The sequence below is a fragment of the Oceanibaculum sp. genome (assembly GCF_022449305.1).
GTDB classification, from domain to species: domain Bacteria; phylum Pseudomonadota; class Alphaproteobacteria; order Oceanibaculales; family Oceanibaculaceae; genus Oceanibaculum; species Oceanibaculum indicum.
The window spans coordinates 1-20,338 of the sequence record NZ_JAKUSO010000045.1; the positions used below are offsets into that span (position 1 = coordinate 1).

Annotated in this window: 18 protein-coding genes; all 18 read right to left on the minus strand. The window is 64.4% G+C overall.

What is annotated here, in order from left to right; all coding sequences use genetic code 11:
- Nucleotides 1–15: 15 nt before the first annotated feature.
- Complete coding sequence (gene gloA, locus MK313_RS13005; protein WP_287782037.1) at nucleotides 16–450, minus strand: lactoylglutathione lyase; 435 nt, start codon at nucleotides 448–450, stop codon at nucleotides 16–18.
- 31 nt (nucleotides 451–481) lie between these two features.
- The gene (gene lpxB / locus MK313_RS13010) at nucleotides 482–1,654 is read right to left on the minus strand and encodes a lipid-A-disaccharide synthase (protein WP_287782039.1); all 1,173 of its coding nucleotides are present in this window, start codon (nucleotides 1,652–1,654) and stop codon (nucleotides 482–484) included.
- The gene (locus MK313_RS13015) at nucleotides 1,651–2,517 is read right to left on the minus strand and encodes an LpxI family protein (protein WP_287782041.1); all 867 of its coding nucleotides are present in this window, start codon (nucleotides 2,515–2,517) and stop codon (nucleotides 1,651–1,653) included. The genes lpxB and MK313_RS13015 overlap by 4 nt, the downstream gene beginning before the upstream one ends.
- Nucleotides 2,492–3,331 (minus strand): acyl-ACP--UDP-N-acetylglucosamine O-acyltransferase, encoded by an 840-nt coding sequence (gene lpxA / locus MK313_RS13020; protein WP_287782043.1) that lies wholly within the window; start codon nucleotides 3,329–3,331, stop codon nucleotides 2,492–2,494. The genes MK313_RS13015 and lpxA overlap by 26 nt, the downstream gene beginning before the upstream one ends.
- Nucleotides 3,331–3,810, minus strand: a complete 480-nt coding sequence (gene fabZ, locus MK313_RS13025) for a 3-hydroxyacyl-ACP dehydratase FabZ (protein WP_008944708.1) — start codon at nucleotides 3,808–3,810, stop codon at nucleotides 3,331–3,333. The genes lpxA and fabZ overlap by 1 nt, the downstream gene beginning before the upstream one ends.
- Nucleotides 3,807–4,847, minus strand: a complete 1,041-nt coding sequence (gene lpxD, locus MK313_RS13030; protein ID WP_287782045.1) for a UDP-3-O-(3-hydroxymyristoyl)glucosamine N-acyltransferase — start codon at nucleotides 4,845–4,847, stop codon at nucleotides 3,807–3,809. Before lpxD ends, fabZ begins: the two co-directional genes overlap by 4 nt.
- A 13-nt stretch (nucleotides 4,848–4,860) precedes the next feature.
- Nucleotides 4,861–5,445 carry an OmpH family outer membrane protein gene (locus MK313_RS13035; protein ID WP_287782047.1) on the minus strand — a complete coding sequence of 195 codons (585 nt, stop codon included), beginning with the start codon at nucleotides 5,443–5,445 and terminating at the stop codon, nucleotides 4,861–4,863.
- 2 nt (nucleotides 5,446–5,447) lie between these two features.
- A complete protein-coding gene (gene bamA, locus MK313_RS13040) occupies nucleotides 5,448–7,658 on the minus strand; it encodes an outer membrane protein assembly factor BamA (protein WP_287782049.1) in 2,211 nt (736 codons plus the stop codon).
- Between the two features lie 104 nt (nucleotides 7,659–7,762).
- The gene (rseP, locus tag MK313_RS13045) at nucleotides 7,763–8,896 is read right to left on the minus strand and encodes an RIP metalloprotease RseP (protein ID WP_287782051.1); all 1,134 of its coding nucleotides are present in this window, start codon (nucleotides 8,894–8,896) and stop codon (nucleotides 7,763–7,765) included.
- Between the two features lie 72 nt (nucleotides 8,897–8,968).
- Nucleotides 8,969–10,162, minus strand: coding sequence for a 1-deoxy-D-xylulose-5-phosphate reductoisomerase (locus MK313_RS13050; protein WP_287782053.1), 1,194 nt, complete (start codon nucleotides 10,160–10,162; stop codon nucleotides 8,969–8,971).
- A complete protein-coding gene (locus MK313_RS13055; RefSeq protein ID WP_287782055.1) occupies nucleotides 10,153–11,004 on the minus strand; it encodes a phosphatidate cytidylyltransferase in 852 nt (283 codons plus the stop codon). The genes MK313_RS13050 and MK313_RS13055 overlap by 10 nt, the downstream gene beginning before the upstream one ends.
- Nucleotides 11,005–11,008: 4 nt before the next feature.
- Entirely contained in the window at nucleotides 11,009–11,740 is a 732-nt protein-coding gene (locus MK313_RS13060; RefSeq protein WP_287782057.1) for an isoprenyl transferase, read from the minus strand.
- A 13-nt stretch (nucleotides 11,741–11,753) separates the two neighbouring features.
- Nucleotides 11,754–12,311, minus strand: coding sequence for a ribosome recycling factor (gene frr / locus MK313_RS13065; RefSeq protein WP_008944716.1), 558 nt, complete (start codon nucleotides 12,309–12,311; stop codon nucleotides 11,754–11,756).
- A gap of 50 nt (nucleotides 12,312–12,361) precedes the next feature.
- Nucleotides 12,362–13,099 carry a UMP kinase gene (gene pyrH / locus MK313_RS13070; RefSeq protein ID WP_287782059.1) on the minus strand — a complete coding sequence of 246 codons (738 nt, stop codon included), beginning with the start codon at nucleotides 13,097–13,099 and terminating at the stop codon, nucleotides 12,362–12,364.
- 121 nt (nucleotides 13,100–13,220) lie between these two features.
- Nucleotides 13,221–14,150: a translation elongation factor Ts gene (tsf, locus tag MK313_RS13075; RefSeq protein WP_121217634.1), complete on the minus strand. Its 930-nt coding sequence runs from the start codon at nucleotides 14,148–14,150 to the stop codon at nucleotides 13,221–13,223.
- A gap of 126 nt (nucleotides 14,151–14,276) precedes the next feature.
- Nucleotides 14,277–15,068 carry a 30S ribosomal protein S2 gene (gene rpsB, locus MK313_RS13080; RefSeq protein ID WP_121217632.1) on the minus strand — a complete coding sequence of 264 codons (792 nt, stop codon included), beginning with the start codon at nucleotides 15,066–15,068 and terminating at the stop codon, nucleotides 14,277–14,279.
- Between the two features lie 189 nt (nucleotides 15,069–15,257).
- Nucleotides 15,258–18,755, minus strand: coding sequence for a DNA polymerase III subunit alpha (gene dnaE / locus MK313_RS13085; protein WP_287782063.1), 3,498 nt, complete (start codon nucleotides 18,753–18,755; stop codon nucleotides 15,258–15,260).
- Between the two features lie 95 nt (nucleotides 18,756–18,850).
- The gene (locus MK313_RS13090; protein ID WP_287782065.1) at nucleotides 18,851–20,326 is read right to left on the minus strand and encodes a M91 family zinc metallopeptidase; all 1,476 of its coding nucleotides are present in this window, start codon (nucleotides 20,324–20,326) and stop codon (nucleotides 18,851–18,853) included.
- Nucleotides 20,327–20,338: the final 12 nt, after the last annotated feature.

Sequence of the window (20,338 nt, forward strand, 5' to 3'; positions counted from 1 at the left end):
ATATCTTCTGAGGTCTTACTTCTTCTCGATCAGCTCGACCTTGTAGCCATCGGGATCCTCGATGAAGGCGATGACGCTGCCGCCATGCTTCATCGGCCCCGGCGGGCGCGGGATATTCACGCCTTCCGCCGCCAGCTTCTCGCAGGTGCCATAGATATCGGGCACGCCGATCGCCAGATGGCCGAAGCCGGAGCCGATCGTGTATGGCTCGGCCTGGTCCCAGTTATGAGACAGCTCGATCACCGTATTGGCCTTCTCATCGCCATAACCCACGAAGGCCAGGGTGAAACGGCCGCTTTCGTAATCCGTCCGCCGCAGCAGGTTCATGCCCAGCAGGCGGGTGTAGAAGTCGATGGACTTGTCGAGGTCCAGCACGCGGATCATCGTGTGCAGCATGCGGAAACCGCTGGTATCCACTGCCGGACGCTCCGCTGTCATCGTCGAGGACATGGGACTCCCTTTCTGGTTTTCGGTTGAAAGTTCAGTTCCTAGATTTAGCGCATTCGCCAGCAATTGCGAGCAGCTTGTCGGCGATCCGCTGGCTGGGCGCGGTGTCGTTGCCGCCCAGCATCTCCTTCAGCCGGACACCGGCTTCAACCTGCCGCGCCCGCGCCGCCGGATTGCTGAGCAGCGTTTCCAGCGCCGCCTCCAGGCGGTCGGCTGTGCAGTCGGCCTGGATCAGCTCCGGCACGACCTCCACCTCCAGCAGGATGTTCGGCAGGGTGTAGCGCGTCAGACTGACCAGTTGGCGCGCGATCCGGTAGCTGATCGGGTTCACCTTGTAGGCGGCCACGGTCGGTACGCCGGCCAACACCAGCTCCAGCACCGCCGTGCCGGCGGCGGACAGCGCCAGATCAGCGGCGGCGAACAGATTGGCCTTCTCATTGGCGCCATCACAGAGCGTTACCGGAACCGGCCAGTTGGCCACAGCCTCCGATATCCGGTCGCGCAGCGAATCGACCGCCGGCAGCGCCACCCGCAGGCCGGGATGCCGCTGCGCCAGCCGGGCCACGGCCTCGGCGAAGGGCGGCAGCAGCCTGTCGATCTCACCACGGCGGCTGCCGGGCAGCACGGCCAGCAGCGTTGCATCGGCCGGAATGTCGTGCCGGGTGCGGAAGGCAGCACCATCGCCGGCCGGATTCTCGACAATGGGATGGCCGACATAGCTGGTCTCCAGCCCATGCCGGGTGAAATAGGGCGGCTCGAACGGCAGGATCACCAGCAGATGGTCGAGGAATTTCGCGATCTTCTCCGCCCGCTTCGGTTTCCAGGCCCAGACGGTGGGAGCCACCAGATGCACCAGCGGAATGCCCTGCCCGTGCAGCTTCTTCGCCACGCGGAAGCAGAAGCCGGGCGCATCGATGGTCAGCACAGCATCGGGCCGTGCTGCCTCGATGGCCTTCACGGTCTCGTCGATCGTGCGCAGCACGCGGGGAATATGCGGGATGACCTCCAGCAGGCCCATGATCGCCAGTTCCCGCATCGGAAACAGGCTCTGCAGCCCCTGTGCGGCCATCTCCGGGCCGCCGATACCGGCGATGCGGACATGGCCGCCCGTGGCCTGTTTCAGGCCCGCCATCACCTTCGCCCCTAGAGCGTCGCCGGAATGCTCCCCGGCGATGATGAAGATCAGCGGCGCAGGCGCCTCGCTCATGCTGCGTCTCCGCTGATCCCCTTCACGAACAGGCCCAGCCGGTCGGCACTCTCAATCACCGCCGCGCGGTCCACGATCCAGGCACCACCGGCATCCACGGCGATACCGGCGAGACCGGCCCTTGCCGCCGCCTCCACCGTGGCCACGCCGATGGTCGGCAGATCGACGCGCTCATTCTGGCCGGGCTTGCGCAGCTTCACCAGCACGCCGCCGCCGCCATCACGACGCAGCGGTCCGACCCGAGCCAGCAGTGCATCGGTGCCCTCAATGGCCTCGATGCCGAGGCATAGCCCCTGCTGCACCACCACACCCTGCCCGACATCGAGCGGTCCCAGCGCGCGCAAAATGGCCACGCCGCGCGCGATATCGGCCTCCGCCGCCGCATCGGCGCGGTGCCGGCCCAGGTAGCCGGCGCCGGCGAGCAGGCCGTCCAGCAGCCTGTCCGCGCGTTCCACGGTAAACCCCTCGCCTTCCAGAACCTTCACTACGGCCGAGAGCAGCGCATCGTCGCCGGCCAGGAACATCTTCGGCCCCATCTTGGCGATCAGCCGGGTCGCCGTCCAATCCGGCCTCAATTCGGCGAGCGAGGGCCGACGTACCGAGCCGGCGAAGACCAGCCGGCGCACGCCTTCGCGGCGTAGCGCGTCAAGAGCCGTGCCGACAGCACCCAGCCGGACGACGAGATGTGGCGTTCCGTCCAGCGTCTCCGGCTGTACCTGGCCTTCGAGGCCGATGATGAAGTACGGGTGACTACGGTCACGCAGCGTGGCGACAAGCTGGCCGGGAACGGTTCCGCCGCCGGCCACGATGCCGATCTTGTCCGTTACCGGAGCGGCCTCATGCGTCGTCGCCGGACCGGGCATTGCCCTTCCCTTCCGCCTGCGGGCGGCAGAAGCCACGGGAGGAATCCTGTTGCACGAACTCGACCAGCTCCCGCACCGCGGGATCGTCGGTATGTCGTGCCGCGACCTGCGCGATATGCTCGGCCCAGGTGCCGCCCTCGGAGAACAGCAGCGCATAGGCATCGCGCAGCGCCTTGATGGTGTCCCGGCCAAAGCCGCGGCGCTTCAGCCCGACGAGGTTGAGGCCGGAAATCCAGGCCCGGTTGCCCATCACCATGGCATAGGGCACCACATCATGCTCGACACCGGTCATGCCGCCGACCATCACATGCCGGCCGATGCGGCAGAACTGATGCACCGCCGACAGCCCTCCCAGGATGGCGTGGTCCTCGACGGTCACATGCCCGCCCAGCGTGGCGTTGTTGGCCAGGATGACCCGGTTGCCGATCCGGCAATCATGGCCGACATGGCTGCCGACCATGAACAGGCAGCCATCGCCGATCTGGGTCAGCATGCCGCCGCCCTCGGTGCCGGGATTCATGGTGACATGCTCGCGGATCGTGTTGTCCGCACCAATCACCAGCTCCGACGGCTCGCCCTTGTATTTCAGATCCTGCGGCGCGCTGCCGATGGAGGCGAAGGGAAAGATGCGCGTGCGCGCGCCGATCCGCGTCCGGCCCGACACCGCGACATGGGAATGCAGTTCCACGCCGTCATCCAGCCGGACATGTGGCCCGACGACGCTGTAGGGGCCGACGGAAACCCCAGCCCCCAGCTCTGCCTTGGGATCGACGATGGCGGTCGGGTGAATCGCGGGTGCGCTGGCGCCGGTCATCAATCGTCCATGATCATCGCGGTATAGGTTGCCTCGGCCACGGCGGCGCCATCGACCTTGGCGACGGCCGAGAATTTCCACACCGGGCCGCGGCTCTGTTCCTTGGTGACATGAATATGCAGCGTGTCGCCCGGCGTCACCGGCCGGCGGAACCGCGCCTTGTCCACTGACATGAAGTACACGAGCTTGCTTTCGGCCTCGGCACCCAGGGTGGCGACCACCAAAACGGCGGCGGTCTGGGCCATGGCCTCTACGATCATCACGCCCGGCATCACCGGACGGCGCGGGAAATGCCCGACGAAGAAGGGTTCGTTGATGGAGACATTCTTCACGCCGGTCGCTGATTCGTTCGGCACCACGTCGATCACCCGATCCACCAGCAACATCGGATACCGATGGGGAATCATCTCCATGATCCGCTCGACGCGAATCTCCTTCATCTCCTCCGCCACCCCTTTTGTGCCCGCGATATCATTCATTCGCCGTTGTCCTTGTTAACCTGCCTTTTCTTAAGCATCAGCCGCTGCATGCCGACCAGGCGCCGCCACTCGCGGATTGGCATGGCCGGCGTGCCACCGACGATGGCGCCGGACTCCACATCGTTGGTGATGCCCGTCTGCCCCGCTGCGACCACGCCGTCGCCGACCTTCGCATGGTTGGCGACGCCGACCTGGCCCGCGAAGGTCACGTAATTGCCAAGCCGCGCGCTGCCGGCAATCCCGTTCTGGGCGGCGATGATACAGCCTTCGCCGATCTGGACGTTATGCGCGATCATCACGAGATTATCAATCACGGTACCGCGCCCGATGACGGTGTCCGGCCCGCTGCCGCGATCGACCGTCGCGTTCGCGCCGATCTCCACATCGTCGCCAATGAGGACACGCCCCAGATGCGGCACCTTCACGCGGCCGCTGGGGTCAAGGTCATAGCCGAAACCGGTATTGCCGATCACCGCGCCGGCGGCGATCAGCACCCGGTCGCCGATCAGGCAGTAGCTGAGCGTGACATTCGCCCCGATGATGCAGTTCTCGCCCAGGGAGACGCCGCGCTCGATCACGCTGTTGGCACCGATGCGGGTGCCGGCGGCAATCGTCACGCCGGGGCCGATCACGACATGCGCCTCGATGCGGCAGCCCGGGCCGATCTCCGCGCTGGGGTCGATGACGGCACTCGGGTGGATGCCGGAATCGGCTGCCAGTTCCGGGTGGAAGGCCGCAGCGATTCGCGCGAAGCCGCGCCTTGGCTTGGCGCAGAGCAGGATCGCCATGCCGGATGGTGCCTTGTCGGCAAGCGCGGGCTCCACGAGGCAGGCGCCTGCCTTGGAGGCCTGGAAGGCCGGAACATATTTCCGGTTGCCCAGGAAGCTGATATGGGCCGCCCCTGCGGCCTCCAGCGTCGCGATATCCTCGATCAGCCGCGCGGGATCGGTGCCCGGGGCCAGCGTCGCCTCGGCAATCTCTGCCAGTTCCGCCAGACTCTTGGGCGGTGCGGTATGGAAGAAGCGCGGATCGGCCATGCCTTCCGTCCCCTTACTGCTGCTGGATCGCGGGCAGCTTCACGGTGACGGAGGTCAGGCGCTGGTTCAGCCGGTTCAGCGCTTCCTCGGAAATGTCGATGGATTTTTCGGCCAGCACGATGGCCGACTTCGACAGCACAGCGGTCGCCTGCCGTTCCTTCGCGATGTCAGCAACGATCTCAACAAGGGCAATGCGCACCTGCTCCATCGCCTGGGCGTAACCCTCATCAAGCTGGCGCTTTCGGGCCTGCACGGCGCGCTGGATTTCCGCCACGCGCTGCTCGAACTGCTGGCGGCGCTGCTGGAAGGCGTCCGGGGCCAGCACGGAACGCTGCTGCACCAGTTCCTGCTCCAGGGCACGCAATTCACGCTCCTGCTTGGAGATTTCCTCCTGATAGCGGGAACGCTGCGCCTCGATCTGGTCACGCACCGTGCGCGCCGCTTCCGAGGCCCGCAGCACCCCCTGCACATCGATGAAGGCGATGCGGGACTGCGGCAGCGGGTCCGCCGCATGAACCTGCGGCGGCAGCATGACCAGGGCACCAACCCCCAGGATCAGAACGCAGGCGATCCGACGGAAGGCAATAAAACTAAGCATGATTAGAACCGTGTCCCGAAGCTGAAGCGGAAGATTTCGGTCTCGTCGAACTCTTCCTTGACCACCGGTGCCGCGAAGTCGAGCCGCAACGGCCCCATGGGCGATTCCCAAAGGAAGCTGACGCCGACGCTGGCGCGGATCGAATTCACGTCGGCGATGTTCGGTCCGGATGCCGCGACATCCCAGGCGGAGCCGAAATCGCTGAACACACCGCCGCGCACACCCATCTCGCGGGGCAGACCCAGCGGGAACAGCAGTTCGACGCTGCCGGCGTAGTAATTCTCGGCACCCAGCGAATCACCCGTCGAGCGATCACGCGGACCGACGCCACCATACTCGAAACCGCGCAATTTGGCACCGCCCAGGAAGAAACGGTCGGCAATCAGGACTTCCTCATCGCCATAGGGCGTGACATTGCCGATTTCCGCATTGGTGGACAGGACCCAGGTTTCGCCCACCGGGAAGTAGTAGCCGCCCTGCAGGACGGTGCGGACATAGCGCGTATCGCCGCCCAGCGTCGCCACATCATTGTTCAGCGTGACGATATAGCCGTCGCGCGGATCGATCTTACTGTCGCGCTTATCGTAGGCGAGGCTGTTGCCGATGATCGAGCTGCTGGACTGCCCTTCCTGCGCCCGGATGAAGAACGAGGCCGTGTCAGGCACGTTGCGGATTTCAGTCTCGCTGTAGGTGTAGCGCACCGTGTGCCGCAGATCTTCCATCAGGCTGTAGGTAGCCCGCAGCGAGCCGCCGGTCCGGGCCAGATCGTAGGAAGCCTCGTCCTGATAGTCGGTGGTGACGCGGAACAGGTCGAAGCCCGCCGCCACGTCGCGATCCAGGAAATAGGGCTCGGTGAAGCGCAGGTCGATTTCCTGCCGGCGTGCCGACAGGGTGAAGCCCAGGCTCAGATCCTGACCACGGCCAAGCAGGTTGCGTTCGCGGATACGGATATCGCCCAGCAGCGCATCGCGCGTGGAGACGCCGAACCCGACGCTGAGTTCGCCGGTGGCGCGCTCCTCCACCGCGATCTCGATCTTCGACTTGTCGGGCGATGTTCCTTCCATCGTCTCCAGCGTCACATTGCTGAAGAAGTTCAGGTCGCGCAGACGCTGCTGCGAGCGCCGGATGCGCTGGGTGTTGAAGGCGTCGCCCTCGACCAGCCGCATCTCGCGCCGGATCACCTTGTCCAGCGTCCGGATGTTGCCCTTGATGTTGATCTCTTCGACGAAGACGCGCGGCCCCTCGCGGACGACCAGGGTCAGATCGACCTTGCGATCCTCGGCATGACGGTTGAGGCGCGGCTGGATATCGACGAAGGCATAGCCCAGATTGCCGAGCCGTTCGGTGATCGCATCGATATTGCGCTCGACTTTGCTGGCGTCGTACCAGTCGCCTTCCTTTACCGTCAGCTGGGAGTCCAGCACGCTGGAATCCAGGCCCTTCAGCTGCGCGTCGATCCCAACCTTGCCAAAGCGGTAACGTTCGCCCTCCTCCACGGTGAAGGTGACGAAAAATCCCTGCTTGTCCGGCGTCAGCTCGGCGATGCCGGAGAGTACTCGGAAATCCGCATAGCCGTTGCGCAGGTAATAGCGGCGCAGCAATTCACGGTCGAACGTCAGCCGGTCGGGATCATAGGTATCGTCGCCGGTAAAGAAGCGGTACCAGGCCGATTCCTTGGTCGAAATGACATCCTGCAGGGCCCGGTCGCTGAACCGCTTGTTGCCGATGAAGGAGATGCGGCGTACTTCGGTGCGCTCGCCCTCATTGATCTCGAAAACGAGATCGACACGGTTCTGGTCGAGCTGGATCACCTTCGGCTCGACCGTCGCAGCGAAACGGCCGCTGCGCCGATAGACGTCAAGGATGCGCTGCACGTCGTTCTGCACCTTGGTGCGCGTATAGACGACGCGGGGGCGCAGCTGCACCTCCCTGGTCAGCGCATCGTCCTCGATCCGCTTGTTACCCTCGAAGGCAATGCGGTTGATGATCGGGTTCTCGACGATCCGGACGATAAGCTCATTGCCCTCGCGCCGCAGCGTGACATCCGCGAACAGGCCGGTGGCGAAAAGCGTCTTCAACGACTGGTCAAGCGCGATGGCGTTGAACGGATCGCCGGGCTTGATGCTGAGATAGGAGATAACCGTACTCGGATCGATGCGCTGGCTGCCCTCGACCCGGATATTGGCGATGTTACCGACGCTCTGCGCCTTCACCGCGGGCGCGGCGAGCGCTCCGAAGAGAAGGATGCAGGCGACCAAGACAGCGTTGAATGAGCCTTTCGACACCGACAAACCCCGATCCTTCACGAGCAACCGACCTAGCTGAACAGCGAGCCAATGAAATCGACGACCCGAAGCTGGACCAGATCATTCCATGTGGCGAACACCATCAAGGCGATCACGAGGGTGAGGCCGACCATCGACGCATACTCCTGTACGCGCTGACCGAGCGGTTTCCCTCGCACCGCCTCAGCGGCGTAGAATAATAGATGCCCGCCGTCAAGGACCGGAATAGGAAAAAGGTTTATAAGACCAAGGTTTATCGACAGGATCGCCATGAACCAGACCAGCGGGACGATGCCGCCCTGGGCCACTTCACCGGACATCTGGCCGATCCGCAGCGGCCCGCCCAGCTCATCCGCCGAGCGCGATCCGACGATGATCTGCCCGACCGCCTTCAGGGTGGCGCCGGTCAGGAACAATGTTTCCTTCACCGCCTCCCAGGACGCGACCAGCGGGTTGTGCCGCACGGTCTGCATCTGGTTGCTCTGAATGCCGATCCGGCCGATCTGCCGCTCGTTGCCGAACCGGTCGGTCAGGGTGTGCGGCTCCGGCACCACCGACAGGCTCAGCGGCTGGCCGTCACGCTCCACCGTCAGCGCGAGGGTCTGGCCGGGCCGGTCCTGCACATAGCGCTGCAGCTCCTCGAACCGGCTGATATCGGTGCCCTCGATGGCGCTGATCCGGTCGCCGGTGCGCAGACCGGCGCGTTCGGCGGCACTGCCGGCGACGATCTGATCAACCACGGCCGGCGTATAGGGTTGACCCACGATGCTGTAGAGACCTGCCAGCAGCAGGATGGCAAACAGGAAGTTCACGCCCGGACCGGCGGCGACGATGGCAGCGCGCTGGCCGAGGCGCTTGTGATGGAAGGAGACGGCGCGCTCCTCCGGTGTCATGTGCGCCACCGAGGCGTCCGGCGAGCTGGCCGGGTCCGCATCGCCATACATCTTCACATAACCGCCCAGCGGCACGGCGCTGATCTTCCAGCGTGTCCCGCTCTTGGCCGTCCAGCCATAGATTTCCGGCCCGAAACCGATCGAGAACACCTCGACCCGCACATCGTTCCATCGCGCGACCAGGAAGTGCCCCATCTCATGCACGAAGACGAGCACCGACAGCACGAGGACGAAGGGCAGGACGTAGTCGACGAAGCCGGAAATCAAATCCATGAAACTACCTAGCAGGCTGCGGAACGCATATTATCGAATGTTATGATCGCCCTTGATCGGGGAGCGATCATTCTACCTGGCCACGCAGCGCACGACGAGATTGCTGGCACGTTCCCGGCTACGCCGGTCCAGTTCCAGTACCTCGGCCAGGCTGGTCATTCGCCCGCCGTCAATGTCCGAAAGCGTCTCTTCCACGATGTCTGCAATATCGAGGAACCCGATACGGCGGTCGAGAAAATGCTGGACGGCAACCTCATTGGCGGCATTCAGGATAGTAGGGGCGCCTCCCCCGCTTTGCAAGGCAGCGCGAGCCAGTCGCAACGCAGGGAAGCGCTGCGGATCGGGCTGTTCGAAGGTCAGGCGCGACAGCGCCGCAAGATCGAGCCGGGCAGCCGGTGTGGCGATCCGCCGCGGCCAGCCCAGCGCGTAGGCAATTGGCGTGCGCATGTCCGGCGTACCCAGCTGCGCCAGTACCGAACCATCAATGTAGCTGACCATTGAGTGGATGACCGACTGCGGGTGCACCAGCACATCGATCCGGCTTTCGGGCAGCGCGAACAGGTAATGCGCCTCGATCAGCTCCAGCCCCTTGTTCATCATGGTGGCGGAATCGATCGATATCTTGGCGCCCATGTCCCAGTTCGGATGCGCCAACGCCTCGGTGGGCGTCATTTTCCGCATCTGGTCAAGACCGGCTTCGCGGAAGGGTCCGCCCGACGCCGTCAGCGTGATCCGTTCGATCCCGTCGCGGCGGTCGAAGTCGAAGACCTGGTAGATGGCGCTATGCTCGGAATCGACCGGCAGCAGGGTCGCGCCGCTGCGCTGAGTCTCGGCCATCACCAGATCGCCGGCACAGACCAGACATTCCTTGTTGGCAATCGCCACGATGGCGCCGCGCCGGATCGCCGCCAGCGTCGGCGACAGGCCGGCAGCGCCGACAATGGCCGCCATGACCCAGTCGGCCGGCCGCTCCGCCGCCTCTATGACCGCCTGCGGGCCAACGGCGAACTGAATACCGGTTCCGGCCAGCCCGGCCTCCAGTTCGTCCTTTCCGGCGGGATCGGCAAGCGCGACGAAAGCAGGCCGCAGGGCCAGTGTCTGCTTCAGAAGAAGTGCCACATTGCTGCCGGCGGTCAACGCCTCGACAGTGAAGGATTCCTGATCCCGCAGCAGCAGATCGACGGTGCTGCAGCCGACAGATCCGGTGCTGCCCAGCACGGTGACGCGGCGCGGGACCGTGGAAATTTGCGCTTCGTTCATCGCCATTGCAGCACGTTCATCCCCGTCAGCGAAATCAGGAGGGCCAGGGCCGGAAGGGTGAGCAGAAACCCGTCCAGCCGGTCGAACAGCCCGCCATGTCCCGGAATGAGTGTCCCGGAATCCTTTACATCGAAATGACGCTTAACCGCCGATTCGGCAAGGTCTCCAGCCTGTGCCACCACCGCCAGCACTGCCGACAGCGCCGCCACGGCGGCCACAGGCGCCCTGCCCTCACCCAGGAATGCCAGGATTGCGGCCAGCGCGCCGATGCCCGCCGCCGCTGTCATGCCGCCCAGCAGGCCGGCCCAGGTCTTCTTGGGGCTGACGGAGGGCAGCAGCTTCGGCCCACCGATCAGCCGGCCGGAAAAATAGGCGCCGATATCGGTGGCGATCACCAGCGCGACCAGCCACAGCACTGTTTCCGCCCCCTGCGGCTCCTGCGCGCGCAGCCACACCAGGCAGAGCAGCGGCAACCCGAGCACCGGCAGGCCAGCGGCATACCACAGGCCGGATCGTTTGCTGCCGTCACGGTCGAGCGCACCGACCAGGGCAAACAGCGCGCCCGTCAGCAGGAGCAGATGAAGCAGGGCAATCGGCCAGCCCCCAATCAGTAGGGCAATGACCGGCTGCGGCGCGGCAAGGGCCAGCGCGCGCACCAGCCAGGGATAGCCGCGATAGCCGACCAGCCGCGCCCATTCCACGCCCATCAGGACGGAAACCAGAAGAACCAGGGCCAGCAGCGCGTAGCCGCCGAGCCAGACCGCCGCCAGGGCCGGCGGGGCGATCACAGCGGCGGAAAGCGCACGCCGGGGCAGTTCCGAAAAGGAAGAGAATATGCTGCCGGCCACCGGCTCAGCCGACCGCTGTGCCAAAGCGCCGCTCCCGGCGATGGAACTCGCGGATCGCCTCTTCCAGATGCTCACGGCCGAAATCCGGCCAGAGGACATCGAGGAAAACCAGCTCGCTATAGGCGGTCTGCCAGAGCAGGAAATTGCTGATGCGCTTCTCGCCGCTGGTCCGGACCATCAGGTCCGGATCGGGAATACCGGAGGTTTCCAGCGCATCGGCGACCATCCCCTCGTCGATTTCGGCCGGATCGATCTCGCCTGCCGCGGCCTTCGCCGCAAGCGCCCGGGCAGCCTGGGCAATCTCCTGCCGGCCGCCATAGCTGAGTGCAATCGTCAGCACCAGCCCGCCATTGCCGGCGGTCAGCCGTTCCGCATTCTCGATCAGCGCCACAATGTCCGGCGCCAGCCGTGAGCGGTCACCAATCATGCGGAAACGGACATTGTTGCCATGCAGTTCGGCAATCTCGCGACGCAGGTAGAAGCGCAGCAGCCCCATCAGATCGTCGATCTCGCCCGCCGGCCGCCGCCAGTTCTCGCTGGAGAAGCCGAACAGCGTCAAATAGCCGATCCCCAGCTCGCCGGCCGCACGCACGCTGCGGCGGACCGCCTCCGCCCCCTGCTTGTGGCCCAGGCTGCGCGGCTGGCCACGCGCCATCGCCCAGCGTCCGTTGCCATCCATGATGATGGCGACGTGCACCGGCGGTTCACGATCCTGGGTGTCTTCGAGGACGGCCATAATGCGCCAGAACTTAAACCTGCATGATTTCTTTGTCTTTTACCGCCAGCGCCTGATCGACCTCGGCGATGGCGTCGTCGGTCATCTTCTGGATATCTTTCTCGTAGCGGCGATGTTCGTCCTGGCTGATCTCGCTGTCCTTCTCCAGCCGCTTCAGCAGGTCCATGCCATCGCGCCGCACATTGCGGATCGACACGCGGGCCTGCTCGGCATATTTCGCCGCGACCTTGGTCAGCTCCTGCCGCCGTTCCTCGCTGAGGTCCGGGATCGGCAGGCGGATCACATTGCCTTCGGTCTGCGGATTGAGGCCAAGCCCCGCCTCGCGGATCGCCTTCTCCACCGCCTTGACCATGCTGTTGTCCCAGACCTGGACCGTCAGCATGCGCGGCTCCGGCACGCTGACCGACGCCACCTGGTTCAGCGCCATCTGCGAGCCATAGGCATCCACGGTCACCGGCTCGACCAGGCTGACCGAGGCGCGGCCGGTGCGCAGACCGCCGAATTCCTGCCGCAAAACCTCGACAGCACCCTTCATCCGGCGCTGGATGTCCTTCAGATCAGGCTGTGCCACGTTAATCCTCCCACTTTATCGAAACCTGGATCGCCTTCCGGGCACACCGCTCAGTCGGTGATCTTCGTGTAGCGCCCGCGACCGCACAAGACGTCTCTGAACGCCCCGTGCTTGTGAATGGAAAACACCAATATCGGGATTTTGTTCTCACGTGCCAGCGAGATTGCCGAGGCATCCATGACCTTCAGGTCCTTGGACAGCACGTCGAGATAGCTCAGCGTGTCGAAACGCTGCGCATCCTTGTTCTTCAGCGGATCGGAATCATAGACCCCGTCCACCTGCGTTGCCTTCAGCAGCGCATCGCAGCCCATTTCCGTGGCGCGCAGCGCGGCTGCCGTATCGGTGGTGAAGAACGGGTTGCCGGTGCCGGCGGCGAAGATCACCACGCGGCCCTTTTCCATGTGCCGGATGGCGCGGCGGCGGATATAGGGCTCGCACACTGCATGGATATGCAGGGCGGACTGGACACGGGTGCTGACGCCGCAGCGCTCCAGCGCGTTCTGCATGGCAAGGCAGTTAATGACCGTCGCCAGCATGCCCATATAGTCGGCGGTCGCGCGCTCCATGCCGGTGGTGGCGCCGGAGACACCGCGGAAGATATTACCGCCGCCGATGACCACGCAGACTTCGACACCCTGTTCGCAGACCGACCGGACTTCCGAGGCGACACGGCTGACCATGTCGGGATCGAGGCCATATTCCCGGTCGCCCATCAGGGCTTCGCCGGAAATCTTCAGCAGCACCCGCCGATAGAGCGGTTTGTCCTCGTCCGTGTTCTGGCTGGGCATCTCTGGCCTTTCCTCAAGCTGGATACGAAGCCGGCAGGCGGTCGAAACTATCGACCTTCCTGCCGTGCGTTACAAGTGCAAGCGCATCCTCCGTGACAGGAGGATGCGCCCACCGTTTCTATCAGCCCGCCTTGGCCGCAGCAGCCACTTCCGCCGCGAAGTCACCCTCTTCCTTCTCGATGCCTTCGCCCAGCGCGAAGCGCAGGAAGCCGGTCACCTTCACCGGCGCGCCGATCTCCTTGGCGGTGTCTTCGACGACCTTGGACACCTTGGTCTTGCCGTCCATCACGAAGATCTGCTCCAGGAAGCAGACTTCCTCGTAGAACTTGCGGATGCGGCCCTCGACCATCTTCTGGATGATGTCGTCCGGGCGGCCGCTGGCCTTCGCCTGATCGATCAGCACGTTGCGCTCGCGCTCCAGCAGGGCCGGGTCGAGATCGTCGATGCCGAGCGAGGCCGGGTTGGTGGCCGCGACATGCATGGCGAGCTGCTTGCCGAGCGCCTGCAGCTTCTCCGCATCGCCGGCGGACTCCATCGCCACCAGCACGGCGATCTTGCCGAGGTTCGGCGCCACCTGATTGTGGATGTAGCTGGCGACAACGCCCTGCGGCACGGCCAGCGTCGCGGTGCGGCGCAGATTCATGTTCTCGCCGATGGTCGCGATCTGGTGCGCCAGCTCTTCCTCGACGGTGCGGCCAGTGCCCGGATAGGCAGTGGCCTTCAGCGCGTCGAGGTCGCCATTGGCGGCCAGCGACAGCTCGGCGACCTTCGCGACGAAACCCTGGAAGGTCTCGTTACGGGCGACGAAGTCGGTCTCGGAATTCACCTCGACGATGGCAGCCTTGGCGCCATCGGCGGCAGCGCCGACCAGGCCTTCGGCGGCAACACGGCCGGCCTTCTTCGCGGCGGCGGCAAGACCCTTCTTGCGCAGCCAGTCAACGGCGGCTTCCAGATCGCCGGCGGTCTCGGTAAGCGCCTTCTTGCAATCCATCATGCCGGCGCCGGTCTTCTCACGAAGCTCCTTGACGAGGGCGGCGGTAATCTCGGCCATGATCTCTTCCTTCCTCTTGAGTTCCCTGCCGACGCGCAGCGGACGCGCGCGTGGCGTCAAAATCCGATGGTCGTAAAAGGAGCGGCGGCACAAGGCCGCCGATCCGTATCCCCTGTCGAAACCGGCTTAGGCAGAAGCCTGAGCGGTCTCCTCGGCAGCGGCCTCGGCGGCCGGCAGCGCCTCGGCGGGCGCCTCCTCGGAAGCGCCGATATCGGCACCGCTGGCGATCATCTCGGCCTGCAGTCCGTCCAGCACGGAGCTGGAAACCAGCTCGCAATACAGCTCGATGGCGCGCATCGCGTCGTCATTGCCCGGGATCGGGAAGGCAATGCCGTCGGGATCGCAGTTGCTGTCCAGGATGGCGATGACCGGGATGCCCAACTTGTTGGCTTCCTGAATGGCGATCGATTCCTTGTTGGTGTCGATCACGAACAGCACGTCCGGCAGACCGCCCATCTCGCGGATGCCGCCCAGGGCGCGATCCAGCTTCTCCCGCTCGCGGGTGAGGTTCAGCAGCTCCTTCTTGGTCAGGCCGTGCGTGTCACCGGCCAGCTGCTCGTCCAGGTCGCGCAGGCGCTTGATCGAGTGCGAGATGGTCTTCCAGTTGGTCAGCATGCCGCCGAGCCAGCGATGGTTGACGTAGTACTGGCCGGACTTCGCAGCCGCCTCGGCGATCTTCTCGGCCGCCTGGCGCTTGGTGCCGACGAACAGCACGCGGCCGCCCTGAGCGGTCACGTCGCGGATCGCCTGCAGGGCGCGGTGCAGCATCGGCACCGTCTGCTCCAGGTCGATGATGTGCACGCCATTGCGCACGCCGAAGATGAACGGCGCCATCTTCGGGTTCCAGCGGCGGGTGTGATGGCCGAAATGCACGCCGGCCTCAAGCAGCTGGCGCATGGAGAAAGTGGGCAGAGTCATAGCGTTAGGTATCCTGTCATTTTCCGGTTAATCCTCCGCGGGCGAACGCCAGAAGCATGAGGGTGACCCCATCTCCTGACACCGGAGCGACCGTGACCTATCGGCCTCGGCCGCGAACCCGCGTGCGAGATTGGCCGGTGCTATAGACCTGTAAGGCTTGTTTTGCAAGTGAAAGGAGGATGACCGTGCCTAAATATCGCGCACATCGACGCTGCCGGGAATGGATTTGATGGCGGCGCGCATGCCGGCATTGATCTGGTAACTGCCGGGCAGCACCAGCTCCACCTCCTGCTCCTCGATGTCCAGCACGAAGCGCACCCGCCCCCTGCCCTGTCCCTGGGTCTGGAACAGGGTCTTCAGATGCGGCAGCGGCGCCTCATCCCGCAGGAACACCTTCAGCCCGGTCACCGCGTTCGCCACGGCGCGGTCCAGTGGCTCGACGGCGTTGGCGAGCAGCCGGTAGCTCTCCCCTTCCGCCCTGGCATCGGCGGTGACCAGCAGCGGCTGGCCGCTTTCGATCAGCTCCCGGCTGGTGGCCAGTATTTCCGAGAACAAAGTGACCTCGAACACGCCGCTGCGGTCGGTCAGCGTCACGAAGGCGAAGCGGTTGCCGGATTTCGACATGCGCTCCTGCTTGCTGACCAGATTGCCGGCCAGCCTCACCCGCTTGGAGCCGCCGCTGGCCGACAGCAATGGCAGCAGGTTCGCGGACTCGATGACCTCGATGCGCTGCAGCGACGTGCCATAGGCATCCAGCGGATGCGCGGACAGGTAGAAGCCCAGCGCATCGAACTCGTATTGCAGCTTCTCCAGGATCGGCCAGTCCGGCCGCTCGCGCAGCGGAATGGTCGGAGTCTCGGTCGCGGCGCCGGCAAACAGGCTGACCTGGTCGCTGACGCGGTCCTGCGCCGCGGCACTGGCATGGCGCAGCAGCACCTCCAGCCCCTCATAGAGTTTCGCGCGATTACGCTCCAGCCCGTCGAAGGCACCGGAGGCCACCAGATTTTCCAGCTGCCGCTTGTTCAGGCTGCGCGGATCGGCGCGCTGCGCGAAATCGCCCAGGCTCTTGAACGGGCCGGCCTTGCGGCGTTCCTCGATCAGCAGCCCCATGGCCTGCGCGCCGACATTCTTCACCGCCGCCAGGGCGTAACGGATGGCGCCCTTGTCCTCCGGCTTAGCGCGCTCGACAGAGAACACCACCTCCGAGCGGTTGATGTCCGGCGGCAACAGGGCGATATCGAGGCGCTGCAGTTCCTGGCGAAACACGTTCAGCTTGTCGGTATTGCCCATATCGAAGGTCATCGACGCGGCCAGGAACTCGACCGGGTAATTCGCCTTCAGATAGGCGGTCTGATAGGCCACCAGCGCATAGGCCGCCGCGTGGCTCTTGTTGAAGCCATAGCCGGCGAACTTCGCCACCTGATCGAAGATGTCGGAGGCCTTGTTGGCCGGCACGCCGCGCTCCACTGCGCCATCGACGAACAGCTTGCGCTGGGCGTCCATCTCCTCCTTGATCTTCTTGCCCATCGCGCGGCGCAGCAGGTCGGCGGCGCCAAGGCTGTAGCCCGACAGCACCTGGGCGATCTGCATCACCTGTTCCTGGTAGATCATGATCCCGTAGGTCTCGGTCAGGATCGGTTCCAGGCTGGGATAGAGATAGTCCGGCGCCTCAGTGCCGTGCTTGCGATTGATGTAGCTGGGGATGTTGTCCATCGGGCCGGGGCGGTACAGCGCCACCACGGCGATGATGTCCTCGAACCGGTCGGGCTGCAGCTTGCGCAGCACATCGCGCATGCCCGAACTTTCAAGCTGGAACACGCCGGTCGCATCACCGCGGCTCAGCATTCTGAAGGTCTTCTCATCCTCCAGCGGGATCGTCGTCAGGTCGATCTCGATGCCGCGCTGCCGGATCAGCCGTTCCGCCATCGCCAGGACGGAGAGCGTCTTCAGCCCCAGGAAGTCGAACTTCACCAGCCCGGCCGATTCGACATATTTCATATTGAACTGCGTGACCGGCATGTCGGAGCGCGGGTCACGGTACAGCGGCACCAGCTCGTCCAGCGGCCGGTCGCCGATCACCACGCCGGCGGCATGGGTGGAGGCGTGGCGATACCGCCCATACACCTTCACCCCCAAAGAGATCAGCAGGCCGACCGTGGGGGCCACATCGCGCAGGCGCTGCAGCGCCGGCGAGCCCGCGCTGGGCACCGGCAGCGGGCCCGGGTTGGCCGGATTGTTCGGCACCAGCTTGGTGATGCGGTCCACCTGGCCATAGGGCAGCTGCAGCACGCGCCCGACATCGCGCAGCACGGCACGGGCCTGCAGCTTACCGAAGGTGATGATCTGCGCGACCTTGTCGTAGCCGTACTTGTCCTGAACGTAGCGGATGACCTCATCGCGCCGTTCCTGACAGAAATCGATATCGAAGTCCGGCATGGAAACGCGTTCGGGGTTCAGGAACCGCTCGAACAGCAGGTTCCAGCGCAACGGGTCGAGGTCAGTGATGGTCAGCGCCCAGGCCACGACGGAGCCAGCGCCCGAGCCACGGCCCGGCCCGACCGGGATGCCCTTGTCCTTCGCCCACTGGATGAAATCGGCAACGATCAGGAAATAGCCGGGGAAACCCATCTGGACGATGACGTTCAGCTCGAACTCCAGCCGATCGCGGTAAGGCTTCGCCGCTGCCTCGCGGGCCGTCTCATCCATGTCCGGCGTATAGACATGCAGCTCCAGCCGGCGCTCAAGCCCCTCCGCTGACTGCACCCGCAGCTCGGCAGCCTCGTCGCGCCCCTCGCCGGTATCATAGGGCGGCAGGATCGGCGCGACCTTTTCCGGGAAATAGGCGCAGCGCCGGGCGATCTGCACGGTGTTGTCCACCGCCTCCGGCAGGTCAGCGAACAGGGCGCGCATTTCGGCGGCTGACTTGAAGCGGTGCTCGGGCGTCAGCCGGCGGCGCTTTTCCTCGACGACATAGGTGCCTTCCGCAATACAAAGCAGCGCGTCATGCGCCTCGTACATCGCCGCATTGGCGAAGAAGCAGTCATTGGTGGCGACCAGCGGCAAATCCATCGCATAGGCGAGGTCCAGCAGGCTGCCCTCGATGCGGCGCTCGGCATTCAGCCCGTGGCGCATCAGCTCGACGTAGAGCCGGCCGGGGAATAACTCTGCCAGACGCTTCATCATCGCCGTCGCAGCGTCGCGCTGGCTTTCCAGCAGCAGCCGGCCGACCGGCCCCGCCGGACCGCCGGTAAAGCACAGCAGGCCGGCATTGTGGGCTTCCAGATCGGCAAAAGCGATCTGCGGCAGCTCGCCGGTCGGCGTCTCCAGGAAGGATTTGCTGACCAGCTTCATTAGGTTGCGATAGCCAATCTCATCCTGCACCAGCAGCACCAGCTGGTCCGGCGGCGGGCTGGCATGGCCATTGCCATTCCCGTTCGGCAGGCGCGGGTCAGTCTTCTGCTCGCGCCGCAGGTTGATCTGGCAGCCTATGATGGGCTGCACGCCTGCCCCGGTCGCGGCGCCGGCGAATTCCAGTGCACCGAACATGTTTGCGGTGTCGGTGACGGCCACCGCCGGCATCCGGTGCTCCTGGCAGAGCCCCACCAGTTCCTTGATCTTCAGCGCGCCTTCCGACAGCGAATAGGCGGAATGGACGCGCAGATGGACGAAATCGGCATGGCTGGACATGACGACATGATTCCATGCGGACGCCCGATGGTCAGCGGGAACAGTTTGGCAACATTTGGGTTATCCCCAGATGTTACACACAAGATATTGCTGTTTTAGTGCCATTCCAACATGAGTTGCTGCGGCGGCGGCATGATCGCCAGAGGCTGGCGTGCTATCGGCGGCCTGTAGGGTATCAGCGCCATTTGCTGCGGCTGATACGGTACCAGTGCTAGCTGCTGCGGCGCCTGCGGCGGTGCTACGTAAGGGACGATCTGGCCGTTGCCGGGCGGTTGGTATGGCACAAGGGCCATCTGGTGAGGAACTTGTGGTGGCGGCTGATAGGGCACGAGCTGGCCGCCTCCTACCATCGGCGGTGGCTGATAGAGAACGAGCTGACCGGGGATCGCTGGTGGCAGATCGGCCCTCGGCATAGCCATGTGGCCAAATCGGGCGCCGATCCCATAAACAGCACGAAGGGAATTCTCGCTCGTGTTGCCGCCTGAGATGGCACGAAATTCCTCGGCATTTCTGAAGGCAATATGCGGCGGCAAACCAGTACGCGACCTTCCACGCATCATCCGCTTTGCATGCAGCAGCTCATGGGCAAGCACCAAGAATACCGGCGACAGCAGCGGCCGACCATCTTGCGCGTTCAACGCAAAGATATTCGCATCGTCTAGGTTTGGATTGATGGCGACTATCGCTCCGGTTCCTTGTGGTATTCCACCACCCAGTGGAGCCACAGGTCGTCCGGTAACATCCATGTTTGCGAAAGCGTCGTTCCTTGCGCCGATATAGCCATCAATATTGAAACCTTGCGCACCGATGAAAGGAACAGGATCGACGAATGTCATCCCTGGTGAATCACCGGCATGTCCCGCATCTGCCGCCCCGCCGCCGCCAATCACAAACTGCTGCCTTTGCCGAATACGTTCCGTGACCCGCCGCTGCAGCATGGCCATTGCCTGTTCGGTCGGATTTGTCAGCGGAACGATCCGGACAGTTTGCGGACTGTTCAGAAGTTTACGGACGAGCTTCTGCCCTTCCGGCCTTTCCAGCAGCGTCGCGAAGGCACTTAGGACCCGGTCACGAAACCCGACCACCTGAACATTGGCCCCATTGAGAATTAACTGTCCGTAATCGCGATTCTCGATGATGACGTTGCCGCCGCCATTCACCAGTCGAGTCCATAGCTGTTGCACATCGTTCTGCGGATCGTTGCGCACATAGATGGCGCCGCCGCCCTGAAGGGTCATGGTCTGGCGTTCATGCTCGGCCCTCACCTGGTTCAGCAGGTCGAGGATGACATCGCGGTCAGGATGCAGCGGATTGGCGACAAGCCAGTTATAGAGGTGCCCGCGCAGGGTGCTCATCAGCTGCAAGCGCTGCGACCCGGTCAACGCATTGATGACCCGGTTATAGCGGTTCACCTGATTGACGATACTCGTCAGTTCCTGCGACTGGCCATGCAGGCCGCCGAGACCACCGGGTGCCACGATCTGCCGTTGCAGCACGCGGCCGCGCTGCTGCCCCATGCCGGGTCGGTGCCCGGCGACTGGCCTGTTCGAGAGTGGACGCATGCGCAGCATGAGCTTGCTCCC

Bases quoted from the DNA above. Each gene is read 5' to 3' on its own strand.
- MK313_RS13090 (WP_287782065.1), bottom strand. From the start codon at position 20,326: ATGCTGCGCATGCGTCCACTCTCGAACAGGCCAGTCGCCGGGCACCGA.
- rpsB (WP_121217632.1), bottom strand. From the start codon at position 15,068: ATGACTCTGCCCACTTTCTCCATGCGCCAGCTGCTTGAGGCCGGCGTG.
- dnaE (WP_287782063.1), bottom strand. From the start codon at position 18,755: ATGTCCAGCCATGCCGATTTCGTCCATCTGCGCGTCCATTCCGCCTAT.
- lpxB (WP_287782039.1), bottom strand. From the start codon at position 1,654: ATGAGCGAGGCGCCTGCGCCGCTGATCTTCATCATCGCCGGGGAGCAT.
- MK313_RS13015 (WP_287782041.1), bottom strand. From the start codon at position 2,517: ATGCCCGGTCCGGCGACGACGCATGAGGCCGCTCCGGTAACGGACAAG.
- lpxA (WP_287782043.1), bottom strand. From the start codon at position 3,331: ATGACCGGCGCCAGCGCACCCGCGATTCACCCGACCGCCATCGTCGAT.
- MK313_RS13060 (WP_287782057.1), bottom strand. From the start codon at position 11,740: ATGGCCGTCCTCGAAGACACCCAGGATCGTGAACCGCCGGTGCACGTC.
- MK313_RS13050 (WP_287782053.1), bottom strand. From the start codon at position 10,162: ATGGCGATGAACGAAGCGCAAATTTCCACGGTCCCGCGCCGCGTCACC.
- gloA (WP_287782037.1), bottom strand. From the start codon at position 450: ATGTCCTCGACGATGACAGCGGAGCGTCCGGCAGTGGATACCAGCGGT.
- tsf (WP_121217634.1), bottom strand. From the start codon at position 14,150: ATGGCCGAGATTACCGCCGCCCTCGTCAAGGAGCTTCGTGAGAAGACC.
- fabZ (WP_008944708.1), bottom strand. From the start codon at position 3,810: ATGAATGATATCGCGGGCACAAAAGGGGTGGCGGAGGAGATGAAGGAG.
- MK313_RS13035 (WP_287782047.1), bottom strand. From the start codon at position 5,445: ATGCTTAGTTTTATTGCCTTCCGTCGGATCGCCTGCGTTCTGATCCTG.
- rseP (WP_287782051.1), bottom strand. From the start codon at position 8,896: ATGGATTTGATTTCCGGCTTCGTCGACTACGTCCTGCCCTTCGTCCTC.
- lpxD (WP_287782045.1), bottom strand. From the start codon at position 4,847: ATGGCCGATCCGCGCTTCTTCCATACCGCACCGCCCAAGAGTCTGGCG.
- pyrH (WP_287782059.1), bottom strand. From the start codon at position 13,099: ATGCCCAGCCAGAACACGGACGAGGACAAACCGCTCTATCGGCGGGTG.